This is a genomic window from Priestia aryabhattai B8W22, assembly GCF_000956595.1.
Classification (GTDB): domain Bacteria; phylum Bacillota; class Bacilli; order Bacillales; family Bacillaceae_H; genus Priestia; species Priestia aryabhattai.
This window is the reverse complement of the sequence record NZ_JYOO01000018.1, coordinates 1-16,102: the sequence shown is the minus strand read 5'-3', so window position 1 is coordinate 16,102 and position 16,102 is coordinate 1. Positions and strand designations below refer to the sequence as shown.

17 protein-coding genes are annotated in these 16,102 nt (G+C 36.6%); 15 read left to right on the top strand and 2 right to left on the bottom strand.

The features are described 5' to 3' along the window. Nucleotides 1-24 precede the first annotated feature (24 nt). Entirely contained in the window at nucleotides 25-1,152 is a 1,128-nt protein-coding gene (locus N178_RS14925; protein ID WP_052942405.1) for a nucleotidyltransferase family protein, read from the top strand. 306 nt (nucleotides 1,153-1,458) lie between these two features. On the opposite strand, the gene N178_RS14920 is transcribed toward N178_RS14925, so the two are convergent. Further along, nucleotides 1,459-2,169 (bottom strand): M50 family metallopeptidase, encoded by a 711-nt coding sequence (locus tag N178_RS14920; protein WP_045293161.1) that lies wholly within the window; start codon nucleotides 2,167-2,169, stop codon nucleotides 1,459-1,461. 203 nt (nucleotides 2,170-2,372) lie between these two features. Here N178_RS14920 and N178_RS14915 point away from each other — a divergent pair, with 203 nt between their 5' ends. From N178_RS14915 to N178_RS14865, 12 genes are all read left to right on the top strand, one after another. Then, nucleotides 2,373-3,572 carry an amidase gene (locus N178_RS14915; RefSeq protein ID WP_045293160.1) on the top strand — a complete coding sequence of 400 codons (1,200 nt, stop codon included), beginning with the start codon at nucleotides 2,373-2,375 and terminating at the stop codon, nucleotides 3,570-3,572. Next, the gene (locus N178_RS14910; RefSeq protein WP_045293159.1) at nucleotides 3,569-4,453 is read left to right on the top strand and encodes a fumarylacetoacetate hydrolase family protein; all 885 of its coding nucleotides are present in this window, start codon (nucleotides 3,569-3,571) and stop codon (nucleotides 4,451-4,453) included. The genes N178_RS14915 and N178_RS14910 overlap by 4 nt, the downstream gene beginning before the upstream one ends. A 325-nt stretch (nucleotides 4,454-4,778) precedes the next feature. Continuing rightward, nucleotides 4,779-5,759, top strand: a complete 981-nt coding sequence (galE, locus tag N178_RS14905) for a UDP-glucose 4-epimerase GalE (RefSeq protein ID WP_045293158.1) — start codon at nucleotides 4,779-4,781, stop codon at nucleotides 5,757-5,759. Between the two features lie 230 nt (nucleotides 5,760-5,989). Then, entirely contained in the window at nucleotides 5,990-6,172 is a 183-nt protein-coding gene (locus N178_RS14900; RefSeq protein WP_013055747.1) for a DUF3973 domain-containing protein, read from the top strand. A gap of 205 nt (nucleotides 6,173-6,377) precedes the next feature. After that, nucleotides 6,378-6,767, top strand: coding sequence for a PepSY domain-containing protein (locus N178_RS14895; RefSeq protein WP_045293157.1), 390 nt, complete (start codon nucleotides 6,378-6,380; stop codon nucleotides 6,765-6,767). 258 nt (nucleotides 6,768-7,025) lie between these two features. After that, nucleotides 7,026-7,706, top strand: coding sequence for a hypothetical protein (locus N178_RS14890; protein WP_045293156.1), 681 nt, complete (start codon nucleotides 7,026-7,028; stop codon nucleotides 7,704-7,706). Nucleotides 7,707-7,708: 2 nt separating this feature from the next. Beyond that, a complete protein-coding gene (locus N178_RS14885) occupies nucleotides 7,709-9,325 on the top strand; it encodes a DUF6792 domain-containing protein (protein ID WP_045293155.1) in 1,617 nt (538 codons plus the stop codon). Next, nucleotides 9,326-9,682 (top strand): hypothetical protein, encoded by a 357-nt coding sequence (locus N178_RS14880; protein ID WP_045293154.1) that lies wholly within the window; start codon nucleotides 9,326-9,328, stop codon nucleotides 9,680-9,682. A 106-nt stretch (nucleotides 9,683-9,788) separates the two neighbouring features. Beyond that, entirely contained in the window at nucleotides 9,789-10,154 is a 366-nt protein-coding gene (locus tag N178_RS28030; protein ID WP_420329702.1) for a hypothetical protein, read from the top strand. A 581-nt stretch (nucleotides 10,155-10,735) separates the two neighbouring features. Continuing rightward, complete coding sequence (locus tag N178_RS27060) at nucleotides 10,736-10,900, top strand: hypothetical protein (protein ID WP_169746673.1); 165 nt, start codon at nucleotides 10,736-10,738, stop codon at nucleotides 10,898-10,900. A 266-nt stretch (nucleotides 10,901-11,166) separates the two neighbouring features. After that, nucleotides 11,167-11,940: an EAL domain-containing protein gene (locus tag N178_RS14870; protein WP_045293153.1), complete on the top strand. Its 774-nt coding sequence runs from the start codon at nucleotides 11,167-11,169 to the stop codon at nucleotides 11,938-11,940. A 224-nt stretch (nucleotides 11,941-12,164) separates the two neighbouring features. Next, a complete protein-coding gene (locus N178_RS14865) occupies nucleotides 12,165-13,772 on the top strand; it encodes a diguanylate cyclase domain-containing protein (RefSeq protein WP_045293152.1) in 1,608 nt (535 codons plus the stop codon). 23 nt (nucleotides 13,773-13,795) lie between these two features. Here N178_RS14865 and N178_RS14860 read toward each other — a convergent pair whose 3' ends face one another. Further along, nucleotides 13,796-14,110 (bottom strand): winged helix-turn-helix transcriptional regulator, encoded by a 315-nt coding sequence (locus N178_RS14860; protein ID WP_014461264.1) that lies wholly within the window; start codon nucleotides 14,108-14,110, stop codon nucleotides 13,796-13,798. A 289-nt stretch (nucleotides 14,111-14,399) separates the two neighbouring features. Here N178_RS14860 and N178_RS14855 point away from each other — a divergent pair, with 289 nt between their 5' ends. Both N178_RS14855 and gdh read left to right on the top strand, forming a co-directional pair. Continuing rightward, nucleotides 14,400-15,251 (top strand): RhaT/GlcU family sugar-proton symporter, encoded by an 852-nt coding sequence (locus tag N178_RS14855; protein ID WP_025749619.1) that lies wholly within the window; start codon nucleotides 14,400-14,402, stop codon nucleotides 15,249-15,251. A gap of 62 nt (nucleotides 15,252-15,313) precedes the next feature. Continuing rightward, nucleotides 15,314-16,099, top strand: coding sequence for a glucose 1-dehydrogenase (gene gdh, locus N178_RS14850; protein ID WP_025749618.1), 786 nt, complete (start codon nucleotides 15,314-15,316; stop codon nucleotides 16,097-16,099). Nucleotides 16,100-16,102 lie beyond the last annotated feature (3 nt).

Here is a 16,102-nt window from a genome sequence, read left to right as displayed (position 1 = left end):
AAATAAATTAGGAGGACTTCCCTAATGTTCATTGAGTTTATTCAATCATTATATGATCAAAGCCGTCCATTGCCAGAAAATCCGGATGATTATAGCGCTATATTAGAAGATATCGAATACTTTCACTTATCAGCAACGATATATTCTTTGTTAAAACAGCAAGGGAGAATGGAGCAAACGCCGATATACTTTCAAAGCCAGCTGCAGAAAGAGTACCAAACTATTTTATACAATAATCTTTATATTAAAAATCAGCTAAAGCTTGTTTTAGATACGTTCGAAGCTAATGGTATCTCTGCCATTCCATTAAAAGGAATTCTGTTTGCTGAAACATATTTTGGTCATTTCAGTGCAAGAAGGACGACAGATATTGATATATTAATTCGCAAAGAGGATATGGAAAAAGCGAAAATGTGTATTCAGAAGTTAGAGTATAATGTTGAGGGGGATTGGCCATCTTATCACTTCCATCGTACTTTCAGTAAAATGATGCCTCATTCACCTGTTCCATTGACTATTGAGCTTCACAGGGACATTCTCAGAGAAAATAGTTCCTCATTAGAAATTGAGCAATTTTGGAAGCACTCTGCTCCTTTAGAAGGTTACAAACATATAAAACAACTGTCTGAAGTACATACCTTTTATATGATTTGTCTTCACGGCTGGAAGCATGGAATGGATTCTTTAAAATATTTTATCGATATTATACAAACTATACATGTCTTAAATCATAAAATTGATTACAATGCATTATTTAAAATAGCAAAAAACGATCAAACTCTAAAACGATTAACAAGTACATTAACGGTTGTTTATAATCAATTTCCACATCTCGATCAAATTAATAACCTTCCTTTTAATAAAAAATCAAAAATATGGTGGGATTATCAAGAAATACGTTATGGAGACAGACAAAGCGTAAAAGGATTTAAAAATCTTATTCGGGTACATTTGTCTGAGTATGACCGGTTTGAGCATTCTATGATCTTTTTTAAGAGATTGCTTTTTCCAAATAAATCGGAGATAACTAATCTTTATCCACCTTCAATAAAGCATAAAAAATATAGTATCTTTAAAGGGTATATTAAATTTTATCAAAAAAAGTTTCATACATTATTTCGTGCTTTATTTTATTCAAAAGTTAAAAGTTAGCAAAAATATTGAAAGAGTAATATAATTAAACGTGTTTTTTGGTAATCTTACAAGACATTCAATGATCGTTGATTAAAACTTTAAAAAGGTAGCTATAATAAAGCGTCTTTCTACTTAGAAGGTGCTTTTTTGTTTTAGACAAAAACATTAAAAAGTCAGGTTACTGTTATGAAGGTGCTTTTAGATAGAAATTCGTTACAAGAAAAACGTAAACAAAGAATGCTATCTCATAAAACGAGAAGCATTCTTTGTTTAAATATACAAGGTTGTGGAGGATTGATTATATTGTTTCCACTGCGTCTTTCTCTAATAAATCAGGTGAAAAATCAAATAAGCCACATACACGGCCTGTAGGAAAAATAAAAAACCCCAAAAGCGTGCTGAAAGATGGGTAAGTTGCTTTAAACTCGTAGCGTCACCCGCATCGTGTGGATATTTGATGCTTAACACAAAAATACTAAAGGCGGAAAATAGAGATTCTACAAGTAACAGTGCACCAACAAACATCATGCTGTAACGTATAAGCTGTGGATCTTGCAGATAATAGATGCCTCCGAGGATCAAAACGATAGAAAATAGCCATACAATTCCGTAACCGTTACGTACCCAAAGCAGCAAATTAATAACAACAACACTTCCTAACCCGTAAAAAAGCCAGTCGTAGTGGTTGTGAACGAGCAGGTAGAAAAACAAATAAGCCATTGCTGAGCTGAACGGGTAGCCGGCTAAGGCAATAATGACGCGCGGCAGCCATCCACGGGATCCCGCGTAGGTGGCAGTCACAGCTACACCTTCATTATTGGTGTAAAGCTCAATGCGATTGACGCCTTTTCCGACAATAAGCCCCATTAACGCATGGCCATCTTCATGAAACATCGTATTTAAATTTGAAAAATAACGTCCAATATGCCGAAGCAGCTGATTAATGCTAGGAGCAAATGAACCTATAAATGGAATGCCTCTTGTTAGCACAAAAGCTAATAAAATAAATAAGAAAAGCGTAGTAGATTGTTCCATCGCGATAGTCCTTTTCGTAAAATGATATGTTTCTACTTTACTCGCAAACGTGCTAAAAGGGAAATGAAACGGCTAGTTTCTCTAGGAAAAGAGAAGCTGGGGGATTTATGTAATATTAGTGTTAACAGACCTGACACATTCATTGACCAGCTTATTCCAAATTTTATATTCTAAACAGATATAAGAAATGAGGAGATGGTTGAATGAAAGATACGTGGAATGCATTTGTAGACAGTGATCTTTACGTACCTCCAACGGGAACGGGAATGTTAAATAACTTGAGTTTTGCGTTAAAAGACGTATTTGATGTACAAGGACATATATCAAGTGCAGGAAATCCAGATTGGCTCGCCACGCATCAGCCTGCAAGCGAACATGCAGATGTAGTAGCTGCTCTTTTAAAAGAAGGAGCGGCACTGAAGGGAGTTACGCACACGGACGAGCTTATGTACGGATTAAATGGAGAAAACGCGCATTACGGAACGCCGGTAAACCCAAAAAGCGCAGATCGAATTCCGGGAGGATCTTCGAGCGGATCAGCGGTTGCAGTGGCAGCGGAAATAACTGATTTTGCAATTGGAACAGACACGGGAGGATCGATTCGAATTCCTTCAAGCTACTGCGGTATTTTCGGGTATCGTCCTTCTCACGGACGCATTTCTACAAACGGTCTAGTTCCACTTGCTCCAAGCTTTGATACAGTTGGTGTAATGGCTAGAGACGGCCACACCCTGCAAAGAGTTGGAGCGGTTTTATTGAACTCAACGTCGCGTGCTAGCGGTTTTACAAGACTTTATGTAGCAACAGACGTGATGGAACTCGTGGATGAACAAAGCATGCGAGCTCTTGCGCCGTCTATCAACCACGTAATGGAGTCTTTCTCTACTATAGAAGAGATAGCGATTGCCCCTCAGGGTTTTTCTACATATATGGAAACCTTCCGTTTGCTGCAAGGAAAAGAAATTTGGCAAACGCACGGAGAATGGATTCAAAAAGAAAATCCAACGTTTGGAGAAGATATCGGAAGCCGCTTTCAATGGGCCAGCACTCTTACCTTATTAAATATGAATTATATAGAAGAAAAGCGTCGTGAACTTCGCTATTTTATGTACTCACAGCTTGGAGAAGACGGAATATTAGTCCTTCCTACTGCTCCAGGACCCGCGCCTGTAAAAGATGCAAAAGGACCGGAGTTAGAAAACAGAAGATTGCGAACACTTCAAATGACGTGTATTGCCGGCCTAAGCGGTCTTCCCCAAGTTACGATACCTGCAGGAGAACTAGATGGTTTGCCAATCGGCTTATCTTTTATTGCAGGATACAACCAAGATGAAAAATTATTAAATTGGGTAAAAGAAAACAGCGATCGTATCATTCAAGCATCGGTAAGGAGCGTATCATGAAGTTAGTGAATATAATAGAGCAAGGGAAAGAACAAGCAGCTATTTTAGACAATGACAGCATTCTGCTTATAGAAGATATCAATACTAAATATTTAACAAACTGGTCTACAACAATTTGGGATCTTATTCAATATAAAGAACTTCGCCACCTTGAAACATGGTATGCCCATAATAAATTTGGTATGAACAGCTCTTTTCCCGCACTGCACTTGCAGGGCAGAAAAACAGCTCCTATCATTAGTAATCCGTCGAAATTAGTAGGCATTGGATTTAATTATGCGGCTTCTGAAGAAAAACTAAAAGACTACGACCGTGCCATTGATCCAGTTAGTTTTTTAAAACCCGCAACCGCCATTATTGGGCCAGACGACAGCATTCGTATTCCAAAGCAGTCCTACAAAACAACGGCTGAAGCAGAACTAGCGGTGGTAATCGGCGAAACGTGTAAGGATATAGATCCAGATGAAGCCATAAACGTAATTGCAGGTTATACGTCAGCCATTGACGTAACCGCAGCTGATATTCACGCGGCGAATCATCGCTACTTAATGCGAGCGAAAAGCTTTGATACATTTTGCAGTATAGGCTCAGAATTTATCACAAAAGAAAGCATATCAAACGTGAAATCACTTCAAGTGCGCACATTGCTAAACGGAGACGTACATCATGAAAATACAGTGTCTAATATGATTTACGACATCGCATACTGTGTTTCATTTTTCTCAAAAGTCATGACGCTGCATCCAGGTGATATCATTCTAACAGGAACGCCGGGACCCGCTGTTATTGAAGACGGGGACTGTATTGAATGCCATATTGAAGGCATGCTTCCATTAAAAAATAAAGTAAAAGATATGAAGAAAGTGCCTCAGCAAATATAAAAAAAGAGGCTGTGACAAAAGTATGTTATTTGAAGTAATATCCAAACCGTTAATCCAAATTATTAATTAATAGTTTGGATTTTTTCACTGTCATGGTGAAAGCAGATTTCAACTGCTTAGTTGCTTCTAGCGGTTGATCTAGTTATTTCTTAATTGCTTTGTAGCGGAAATAAGTATCTTCACACTCAGTTCATAATTAGTAGATATACTAATTAAAAGATAACAGTTGCGTTATCATATACTGAAAAATGAAATATTTACAAATGGAAAAGAAACGGGTACGATATCTGTAGCGACACTTAATAAAAAGGAGCTGACTGACAGTATGATTTTAGTCATCGGAGGAGCAGGCTATATCGGAAGCCACCTAGTAAAAGAATTAGTGAAAACAAATGAAGTTGTGGTACTTGATAATCTATCAACGGGTCATCGCTGGGCAATCGATGAGAAAGCGGTATTCGTAGAAGGAAATCTAGGTAATGAGAAAGATTTAGAAAGCGTATTCACAAATCATAAAATTGATGCTGTCATGCATTTTGCTGCTAATAGTTTAGTAGGGGAGTCAGTAACAGATCCTCTTAAATATTATCAAAACAACGTAGCTGCGACGTTAACACTTTTACAAACGATGATGAAGCACAATGTGAAAAAGTTTATTTTTTCATCTACTGCTGCTACATATGGGATTCCTTCTGTAGATATCATCACAGAAGATACGGCAACAAACCCAATTAATCCGTACGGACGTTCAAAGTTAATGATCGAACAGATTCTAGCTGACTTTGCAAGTGCTTACGATATGGAATATGTTGTACTTCGTTATTTCAACGCAGCTGGTGCTTACGAAACAGCGGAAATTGGTGAGTGCCATGATCCTGAAACGCACTTAATTCCAATCATTCTTCAGCACCTTCTTGGTGAACGTGAAAACATCTCTGTATTCGGCTCAGACTACGATACTGCAGACGGAACGTGCATCCGTGACTACATTCACGTAACGGACCTAGCGAATGCTCATATTTCAGCGCTTCAAGCACTGTTAGACGGTTCAAAGAAAACAGCAACGTACAATCTTGGAAACGGCCTTGGCTACTCTGTAAAAGAAGTGATCGAAACGTGTGAAAAAGTAACGGGTAAAAAAGCGAATGTTGTGATGTCAGACCGTCGCGCTGGAGATCCGGCACGCCTAGTTGCATCTTCTGATAAAATTCATGCAGAATTAGGCTGGAAAGCGCAAATTTCATTAGAAAAAATAATCGCATCAGCTTGGAACTGGCATCAAAACAGCGCAAAAGTAACAAATTAATAAAAAAAGCCTCTTTTCTTTTTGAAAGAGGCTTTTTTATTACGATTAAACTGATTTATGTTCTAAATAATCCTTTTGAAAAGCCAGCGGTTTAGCCCATGGATAAGCCTTCCTCTTTTCGGACATTTTCGCTAAACAAGCACGACTTTTATTCTTTTCCATATGCTATAGGTAAATATACTACTCACAACTATCCCCGTTTATAAAATAGTCCGCAAGGAGGTTATGATATGTATTACTGTGTAAGATGCTCCAAATTTCATGACGAACAGGAAAAAGAAAACATCTTTCAAAATGGTTTTTACATTGATCCCTATTTGCTTCAAAAAGTCCATCTAGGCATGTGCGTCCACAAATCCCCATCAATCAAACAAATGAGAGCCGTAGAACGATTCGAAACGAAAAAAATGTAGAATTCACATTCATCAATAAGAAGCTAGATCTAACCAGGTCTAGTTTTTTCAGTGAATAACAGCTTTCTTCAGCTATCTTTCATGTAATATTAAGAGAAATTTAAGACAAGCCCGCTATACTAGTTAGTAGACGTATACATAGGATATAGTACGTTAAGAAATTGAAAAAGCAGTCCGTTTTATAAACTAGAAAGGATGGCGTCAAATGATTTCTGAAAAACGATCACTTTTGTTGAAAGAACAAGCAAAGCTTCTCGCATTAAAAGAATATAAAGGCATTGTCAAATCCATATCGCTGAGTAAAATACTCACTCTTCCTATTTATATAGTAGACATCCTTACGTTAAACGGAGAAGAGCACAAAGTAAAAATTAACGCCCAAACCGGCAGTATTTTGAAAGAAAAAACGATTCCTTTAACTAAAAGCCGTGCAAAAGCATATGCATTAAGACAGCATAAAGGTATTATCGAATCGGTTGTTCTCACTAACAAGCAATATGAAATTGTCATCCTTGGACTTGATGGAAAAACCCACAGCGTAAAGATTGATGCTGAAATTGATGTGCTGGCACAAGAAGAGCGAAACGTTCAGTGAATGGCCTATATTATGTAATCAACCTCACTTTTTTGAAAGTGGGGTTTTCTTTATTGAGAGAAATCATTAATAAAGGTAACAATGATAAAGAAAGAAGTGATTATTTCTTTAATACAAAGGGTAAGTGATAGTAAAAAATAACCAATTCCTAATTATGGTTCTTTGATTCGTTCTGCTTATGACTCTCCCATTATAAGTATGATAGTATCGAACATGTATAAAACATAGGTTATAACATAACTAAAAGGGTGTGCGACAATGAAAAAACGTACGAAGACCATTATTGCAGTCATTGCAGGAGCTGCTATTTTAATAGGAGGAATATGGATGATAAACGAAAGCCGATACCCAAACGTCCCTGCTTTTGATGATCACTTTACGCGTGAATTCTTAAACAAAGATAAAAAAGTGGATGATGGGTTTTATGAATTTAAGTCGAAGACCGGGCAGTATACGATGTGGTTTCCGGAGGAATATCAGTTGATTCATGAAAATAAAGAAGATTATTCTATCAACGGAAAGGATTATGAGCGATGGGTAGCTTCTTCGGAAAATTTCTTTAATAATAAAAACGAGATTTCATATATTAACGTGGAACTGGCAGATAAAGTGAAAAAAAATGAGGACATAAATGTAGAGAGTTTGTTTGAAAAAAATTTACACGTTAATATGCCAAAAAAGATAGAAACAGCTAATGCCAGTATATATTACGATTCAGCATATACATATTTTAAAGGAACTGAGGAAAAAGTTGTAAAGAACAATATTAAATATGTTCCAAATACATATGTAGCATATATAGCAGATAAAGATACGGATAGAGTAATCGAGCTCTACTACAAATATACAGGAGAAGAGTTAACAGAAAAACAAGGGGAGAAACAAGAAAAATTAATTGTGAAAATACTGCAAAGCGTAAATTTTCATGAGGAGAAATGATTATGAGTGAAAAGGCATTGCTAAATAATAAACTACGAAATAGAATAACTCAGCTGGAGTATAAGGGGTTATCTGGAAGAGAAGATGAGATAAAGAAGATCTATAAAGAAGTTAAAGGAAAAAATCCTCCTAATTTTGAAATTTACACGAGCAAAGACATGGGGATAGGAAAAAAATCGGGGTTTGATGGTGCTGCTATCCATTTTTATGACAAAGAGAAGAAAGTAAATCAGGTTTATTATTTCATGAGAGGAACGGAACCAACCAAGGATTTTCCTGATGTTGTTTATGATGGTTTAGGTATTGGTGCTGGAAGCAACGATAATCAAATTGAAGATGCTCAAGAAATGTATAACAAGGTTGAGAAACATATTAATAAGAAACAGAATAAAAACTTAAACGTGAAAATTCAACACTATGGTGATGGTCATTCTTTAGGAGGAAACCTAATAGTTACATTAGGTTTAATCACGAAAGATTTTACAAATATTAGAGGGTTAAATGATGCTCCTGTAAATATTAAACAATTGAAAAGGGTAGATAAACAATTCTCTAACTATATAACGCAAATAAAAGGAAAGACTGAGGATATATCTACAAAAGAATTGTTAAAGTTAGCAAATACCTATTATGAAAAACAAAAAGCCACAATTAGCCATCCTTGGGTAAAAGGTGAACCTATGCATGCGCAATCTTTCCCTGGCAGTTGGTATGCAGGTAATAAAGTAACCATGCTTGGAGATATGGATACAGAAGAAATGATTAATATTGGAGAATATCCTCTAAAAAGGTTAGCCAAATGGAACTTATTTTTAAAACTTGACGAAGTCAGATATAACTCTGGAGTATCCAATATAATTGGAGGATTATCTTTGGCAAACGCCCATGTAGACGACAGTGTTCTTCTCAATATTCCATCATATGTTGATGATGTGAAGGAAAAGCCGCTTAAGCATCTTCCTGGGATTGTACTAGGAACAGAAGGCGCATTTTTCTTGACGAAACAGGCGATAAAAAGTCCTGGAGTTTTAGTACAAGGGATTAAAGGAATATCTCAAAGAAATCAAGCAAAACTCCACGGAATTAATTACGTTGTCAAATACACAGAAGCTAATGCTATGAAGACGTATTATCAGGTTTTTGATTCAGGATCTCAGGAAGAAATCTTGCTAGATTATGAACAAATGAAGAAGTTTGTTTATTACTGTGCTAATGCTATTAAAGACAAAGAAGCAAACTTAAATACACTAAAGCAGTATTTACATAGTGAAATTAACGAAGTCTTCGAAGCTAAGAAGAAAAAGTTAAAAATGAAAATATCCAGAGAAGAAGCTTCTCCCCAGTCATTTATGGAAAAGGCAGATAAAGACGGCGCTACCCTCGCATGGTTTGGACAAAAGCGTGTGGCTGAAAAAGTGACGTTTGACAAAACGTTTGATCCGCTAGACGATAGTGTATTTACTCCTGTTGAAGAGATCATTTCTTCTATTCAAGAGGAAGTTACATACTATCAAAAGTTTCTTGAAGCGTTCTTTCAAAATTTCGAGAAGATGATGGAAGCAGACGAATCGGTAGCTTCAGATATTAAAAGCACGAAAGAAGTAGTAGGGGGGATTTAATTGTTTGATTTTACACACACAGGAACAACGAGCGGTAAATACACGTTTGAATTTGATGGTGATGACTTCAAAGGCGAGCAGGCAAAAAGGGTTAAAGAGTTAATCAAAAAGGATCAAGAAGTAAATGAAAAGCTTTGGCATGCTAAAAGCTATTTAGAAAACCAAACGGGTGAGTTTGCGGATGCGGTTAAAAGTAAATTAGAAGCAGCAGAGCGGGGATATACGCTAAGGGCTCAGCAGTATGATACTGGAGCATTTCAGCATATTATGAGTTTTATGCATTCTGTTAAAGATATGCATAAGAGAGAGTACGAAATTCGATATAGAGAATCAATGGATGAAAGTGAATTAACATAAGGGATACTTCTATTCCTCAGACAGTGGTCTGAGGGATTTTTATATGTTGAACAATTTACATTAAGTCCTATTTATTTCAAAAGAGTAATAAAGGGAGTGTAGGACAATGAAAAAACGTACGAAGACCCTTTCCGCAATCATTACAGGAGTTGCTATTTTAATAGGAGGAATATGGCTGATAAACGAAAGCCGCTACCCAAACGTCCCTGCTTTTGATAATCACTTTACACGTAAGTTCTTGAACAAAGATAAAAAAGTGAACGACGGGTTTTATGAGTTTAAGTCAAAGACAGGGCAGTATACGATGTGGTTTCCAGAAGAGTATCAAGTTTCACATAAATACCGCGAGGATTATACTAGAAATGGCGAATCATATGAAAATTGGTCAGCTGCTTATATTAAACCCTACGAAAGTGATCAACAAACGTACGCTATCAAGGCTGAATTTTCCGAGAACGATACAAAATCATAATCAATTTATGTAGAGAGTTTATTTAAAGAACAATTAGGCAGTAAAAAACCTAAACAGTTAGAAACCTCTAATACAAGAATTTATTATGATTCTGCCTATACATATTTTCACGGTACTAACCAACATATAGTGCATGACAGTAAAGAAAATCTACCCAACCTTTATGTAGCATATGTAGCAGATAAAAGCTCTGATAAGGTAATCAAATTAATATATGATAGTGTAGGGGAAAATACAGAAACAAATAAAATGGATAGAAAGAAATGGTTTTTAAAAATGCTAAAAAATATTCATTTTAACGAGGGGAAATAGTAGAGAATTTATAGAGAAGAAGAGGTAACAAGTTAAACGAAGAAAGTTATAAGATTTGTTTTAGCTGTTAGTATATTAGCTGTAGGTATGTAGGTATGTAGGTATAATGTTTTTTGGTAATGCTGTATATAGGCTATTATCGTTAATTTTTCAACGAGCGTCTATTTATCAGTACGAGCAATTTGTCTATGATTACAAACTAACGATAAGAGGTTATTGCGCTAAGTATCTGGTAAACGTAAGTTTCACATATTAGATGCTTCTAGCGTTTGATTGGAGGGCAAGGCGAAGACTCCTGCGGGAAAAGCGGAACAGGTGAGACCCCGCAGGAGCGCAAGCGACGAGGAGGCTCAGCGGCCGCCCGCGGAAAGCGAAGCCTTGCACGGAAATCAAACGCGGTCTCACAAGCAATCTATACTAGTCCCTTTATTTAATTTGCTCATCTTTACATGGGTTGAGTTACTTATGTCTCAATCTCTTTTTTGAAACATCCTTTACAGCTTATCTATCAAAAGTATAAAAGTCTCTAAAACACTTCTTTGTTGCTATCATAAGCCCTCAGTAAGTCTCAAAATACCTAAATTACTTAATGGAATCTCTTCCTTTTAATGGACAATTAGCTTTTTTTAGGATATATTTTTATAAGTTTAGGTTATGGAAGAAATAGTATATTGAAAACGAAAGGTGATTAAACGAAAGAATGGATGCTCATGTTTTAAAGGAACTGACGTATGAAGACCTTCAGTTTGTATATCAGCCTATTTATGCGTTGAATTCGTGGGAGACGCTGGGTTTTGAGGCTTTGCTGCGCACAGCTTTCGCAAAAGGGCAGATTGAAGAGTTGTTTTCACTGGCAAGACGCCATAATTATTTATACAAGCTTGATACGATGGCAATTGAAGGAGCGATTAAGCACTTTCCGTTTGAGGTGTTGAAATCAGAGGATGTATTTATCAATGTGTTTCCATCTACTCTTCTCCATCCACATTTTCAACTGTTTTTAACGTATCTGCTGAACACTTATAAAAATGCGAAGCATCGCATTGTATGGGAGTTAAATGAAACGCTTCATGAAAAGATTTTATGGGAATCACCTGCTCTTTTTGCCCGAGTAATGAGTTTGAAAGAGGCCGGTTTCAAAATTGCGATTGATGATTTTGGAGCAGGAGCCGCAGCGATGAGACAGGTAAGCATGTATGAGCCTCACTATATGAAATTGGACCGAAGCTATGCTGAAGGGCTAGCTGACTGCAAACAAAAGAAAGATCTGATTGATTTGCTTGTTAACTATTATCCGCATACGAATCTCATTTTAGAAGGCGTGGAACGAGATAAGGATTTAGCCGCAGCAATTTCGTTAAATCTACATGCTGCTCAAGGCTATTTGCTGGGCATGCCGCAGTCGATCTCTTCCTACTTAACTTATAATAAGTACCGCGGTTTATTCAGACGAGAACGGCTGCTGAACTCTTAACCCATACGCTTCACTAAATAGATAATTTATCGTAATATAGGAATGGGTAATTAGACTTATATGCAGCATAGATATCTTGAATTTTTATAAAATTATGTGATTTTGTGCGATTTTTAAAATATTTTAAGAGATACAGAAGACGTGTTGTTTTGGGATAATGAGTGAATTGCATATCAAAACAAGACGTTGAGTGAAATTCCAAAGGCAGATGGAGGATATGTAGTATGTATAGTGAAGGGATATTCCAATTTTATTTTATGAATATGCCGCAGCCCGTTATTGTAATTCAGCAAAAAAGACATCAGCTGTACTATAAAGAATGTAATAAAGCCGCTCAGCAATTCTTTGACAAAATGAAAGACAAGATAATCAATAAAGAAGAAAATCTGCTTTTTTACACACTTTGTGAAAAAGCCATTGCCACGAAAGAACCGATTCAATATCAATACATACAGCTTTTTCATCCCGAACGGCATGCATATGAAGTAACATTTACCCCTCTCTTTAATCAAGCGACAACCCCTTCACATGTCCTTGTCATGGCTCAAGAAATTCATTATAAAAAAACGCAGGAAGAGAGCACGCGCTTACTCGATGCGTTTCTAGAAAACACGGTAGATGCCATTCTAATTGCTGATTGTAATGAGAAGGTCTTAACAGTCAATGGAGCATTTGAAAAGCTATTTCAGTGGAGAAAAGAAGAAGTTATAGGAAAAAGCCGTCAAGAGATGGACATCGTATCAAAAGAAGAGGGAAAAGAAAACCTTAAATTAATCAAAGAATTAAAAAATGGTAAGACGCTCCCTCCTTATGAAACAGTCAGGTACACCAAAAGTGGCGAAAGCGTGTGTGTATCTGTCAGCTGTTCACCGATTTATGATGATCAAAATCAACTGGTCGCCTATTCGGTGATTTACCGAGATATTACGCCTCAAAAAGAAGCAGAAGAACAGCTGGCTTATACAATGAAAGAACTTGAAAATATAAAATATGCGCTTGATGAATCAGCTAGCGTTATGATTCTAGATGCAAATGGAACTATCACTTATATAAACGATATGTATATACGTTATTCAGATTATCAAAAAGAAGATTTATTGGGGAAGTATTATCGAGATGCAGGGCTTCGTCATGACCTTTCTGAGCTGCGTGAGACAATCAAAAGCGGAAAAGTATGGCGAGGGGAGCTTGAAATGTGGACGAAGCATAATCAGTTATACTGGGTATCGAACACAATTGTGCCATTAAAAGATATAGACGGAAATATTACTTATTATGTCTCGATTCATAATGATATTACAGAACAAAAAGCGCTAGAAAATAAACTTCATTTTGAAGCCACTCACGATAGTTTAACAGGTCTTCCCAACCGGGCGATGTTATTAAAAGAGTTAAACAAAGTAATTGAAAAAGGGCAGAGAAAAAGCGATGAGTTTTTTGCGCTTTTGTTTCTCGACTGTGATAATTTTAAGCAGATTAACGATGAATATGGCCATCATATAGGCGACGAATTTCTAAAAGCATACACGAAGAGGTTAAAAAGCTGTGTGAGGAAAGGCGATCGCATTTATCGTTTGGGCGGAGATGAGTTTATCATTATTTTAAACGTAACAAATGGACGAGAAATTGAACAAATTGCTAGGCGAATTCACGTATCTCTTCAGCAAAGCTGGAATGTACGGGGCTATTGTTTGCGCACAACAACTACCATCGGCGTCTCTATTTATCCAGAAGACGGAGAATCGGCTGCTTCATTATTAAAAAATGCAGATGATGCGTTATATAAAGGAAAAAGAGAAGGGAAAAATAATTATATCCTCTACCAAACGTAAAAAAAGCCTCCAAAGAGGCTTTTTTATTTTATCCATGTTTTTGCCCACTTGCTGACGGGCCCTAAGATCATACCAAGCTCTGATCCTTTTTTAGTTAAGATATATTCAATACGAACCGGACGTTCAGGAATAACGTGCCGGATTACAATGCCTTCTTCTTCTAACTCTTTCATTCGTTCGGTTAACATTCGTTTACTCAAAGAGGGAATGCTGGTGTGAATTTCACTAAAGCGTTTAGGACCGCTCATCAGGACATAAATAATTAGTCCATTCCATCTTTTTCCTATTATATCAAACGTTTTCCACACTTTTGGACATAACTCATCAAATTCATTCATTCATGCCACCTACTTTATCGTATATAGGATATTAAAAGTAACTACTATAATGTTATTATATACTAGCATTTGGATAATGAAAAGGCTATCTTTTTTTATTTTCAAAACTTTCAGTAGCTTGGAAACGCTGTATTGTAAAGTTTTTAAAAAAAGTCACAAAATCGACATATTATTATTGACGTATCAAGAAAAAAGGTCTAAGATTGGTTACATAAAGTTACCTAGTTAAATAAAAGGTACTTTAAATTTACAATTACATCAAGAGTTTGAGAAAGAAGGTTAGTATCAAATGGATATCCTTTTGGCTATTCTTCCTGCGATTTTCTGGGGAAGTATTGTCCTGTTCAACGTTAAATTGGGCGGAGGTCCTTACAGTCAAACGCTTGGGACTACAATTGGTGCGCTGATCTTTTCAGCCGTTATTTATTTCGTAGTTCATCCAGTGTTGACACCGCTTATTTTTATTGTCGGAATCGTTTCGGGATTATTTTGGGCAGTTGGGCAAAGTAATCAGTTGAAAACGATTGATTATATTGGTGTTTCAAAAACCATGCCAATTTCAACTGGTATGCAGCTTGTGACGACATCACTGTTCGGTGTTATCGTATTTCACGAGTGGTCAACAACAACAACCGTTATTTTAGGCGTGTTAGCTCTTATCTTTATTGTTATTGGTATTGTGTTAACATCACTAGAAAGCGAAAAAAATGCAGAGCAATCTGGACAATTCAAAAAAGGGATCATTACCCTTATTATTTCAACAATTGGATACTTAGTGTATGTAGTTGTCGCTCGTTTATTTAATGTAGACGGATGGTCGGCGCTATTCCCACAAGCTATTGGTATGTTGATTGGTGGACTTATACTTACTTATAAACACAAACCGTTTAATAAATACGCAATTCGCAACATTATTCCAGGCCTCATTTGGGCAGCTGGTAACATGTTCTTATTTATTTCTCAACCTAAAGTAGGGGTTGCAACAAGCTTCTCATTATCACAAATGGGAATCGTTATTTCAACGCTTGGCGGTATCTTCTTACTTGGAGAAAAGAAAACAAAGCGTCAGCTTATTTCAATTACGATTGGTATTGTGCTCATCATTTTAGGTGGCGTATTCCTCGGAATGGCTAAAAGTTAACGTTTACGTAAAAGTTAATGATAGTATGTATGAATAAATGAAAACACTAGGAGGATTTTATTATGTATACAGATTTAAAAGATAAAGTAGTTGTAATTACAGGTGGATCAACAGGTTTAGGACGCGCAATGGCTGTTCGTTTCGGTCAAGAAGAAGCAAAAGTTGTTATTAACTATTACAACAATGAAGAAGAAGCTTTAGATGCGAAAAAAGAAGTAGAAGAAGCAGGCGGACAAGCAATCATCGTTCAAGGCGACGTAACAAAAGAAGAAGACGTTGTAAATCTTGTTCAAACAGCTATTAAAGAATTCGGTACATTAGACGTTATGATTAACAACGCTGGTGTTGAAAACCCGGTTCCTTCTCATGAGCTATCTCTAGACAATTGGAACAAAGTTATTGATACAAACTTAACAGGTGCATTCTTAGGAAGCCGTGAAGCAATTAAATATTTCGTTGAAAACGACATTAAAGGAAACGTTATTAACATGTCTAGTGTTCACGAAATGATTCCTTGGCCATTATTTGTTCACTACGCAGCAAGTAAAGGCGGTATGAAACTAATGACGGAAACATTGGCTCTTGAATATGCGCCAAAAGGTATCCGCGTAAATAACATTGGACCAGGTGCGATGAACACACCAATTAACGCAGAGAAATTTGCAGATCCAGAACAACGTGCAGACGTAGAAAGCATGATTCCAATGGGTTACATCGGTAAACCAGAAGAAGTAGCAGCAGTTGCAGCATTCTTAGCATCATCACAAGCAAGCTATGTAACAGGTATTACATTATTTGCTGATGGCGGTATGACGAAATATCCTTCTTTCCAAGCAGGAAGAGGCTAATAG

Bases quoted from the DNA above. Each gene is read 5' to 3' on its own strand.
- N178_RS14870 (WP_045293153.1), top strand. From the start codon at position 11,167: ATGGATGCTCATGTTTTAAAGGAACTGACGTATGAAGACCTTCAGTTT.
- N178_RS14885 (WP_045293155.1), top strand. From the start codon at position 7,709: ATGAGTGAAAAGGCATTGCTAAATAATAAACTACGAAATAGAATAACT.
- N178_RS28030 (WP_420329702.1), top strand. From the start codon at position 9,789: ATGAAAAAACGTACGAAGACCCTTTCCGCAATCATTACAGGAGTTGCT.
- N178_RS14920 (WP_045293161.1), bottom strand. From the start codon at position 2,169: ATGGAACAATCTACTACGCTTTTCTTATTTATTTTATTAGCTTTTGTG.
- N178_RS14890 (WP_045293156.1), top strand. From the start codon at position 7,026: ATGAAAAAACGTACGAAGACCATTATTGCAGTCATTGCAGGAGCTGCT.
- N178_RS14865 (WP_045293152.1), top strand. From the start codon at position 12,165: ATGTATAGTGAAGGGATATTCCAATTTTATTTTATGAATATGCCGCAG.
- N178_RS14915 (WP_045293160.1), top strand. From the start codon at position 2,373: ATGAAAGATACGTGGAATGCATTTGTAGACAGTGATCTTTACGTACCT.
- N178_RS14910 (WP_045293159.1), top strand. From the start codon at position 3,569: ATGAAGTTAGTGAATATAATAGAGCAAGGGAAAGAACAAGCAGCTATT.
- N178_RS14860 (WP_014461264.1), bottom strand. From the start codon at position 14,110: ATGAATGAATTTGATGAGTTATGTCCAAAAGTGTGGAAAACGTTTGAT.
- N178_RS14900 (WP_013055747.1), top strand. From the start codon at position 5,990: ATGTATTACTGTGTAAGATGCTCCAAATTTCATGACGAACAGGAAAAA.
- N178_RS14925 (WP_052942405.1), top strand. From the start codon at position 25: ATGTTCATTGAGTTTATTCAATCATTATATGATCAAAGCCGTCCATTG.
- galE (WP_045293158.1), top strand. From the start codon at position 4,779: ATGATTTTAGTCATCGGAGGAGCAGGCTATATCGGAAGCCACCTAGTA.
- gdh (WP_025749618.1), top strand. From the start codon at position 15,314: ATGTATACAGATTTAAAAGATAAAGTAGTTGTAATTACAGGTGGATCA.
- N178_RS14895 (WP_045293157.1), top strand. From the start codon at position 6,378: ATGATTTCTGAAAAACGATCACTTTTGTTGAAAGAACAAGCAAAGCTT.
- N178_RS14855 (WP_025749619.1), top strand. From the start codon at position 14,400: ATGGATATCCTTTTGGCTATTCTTCCTGCGATTTTCTGGGGAAGTATT.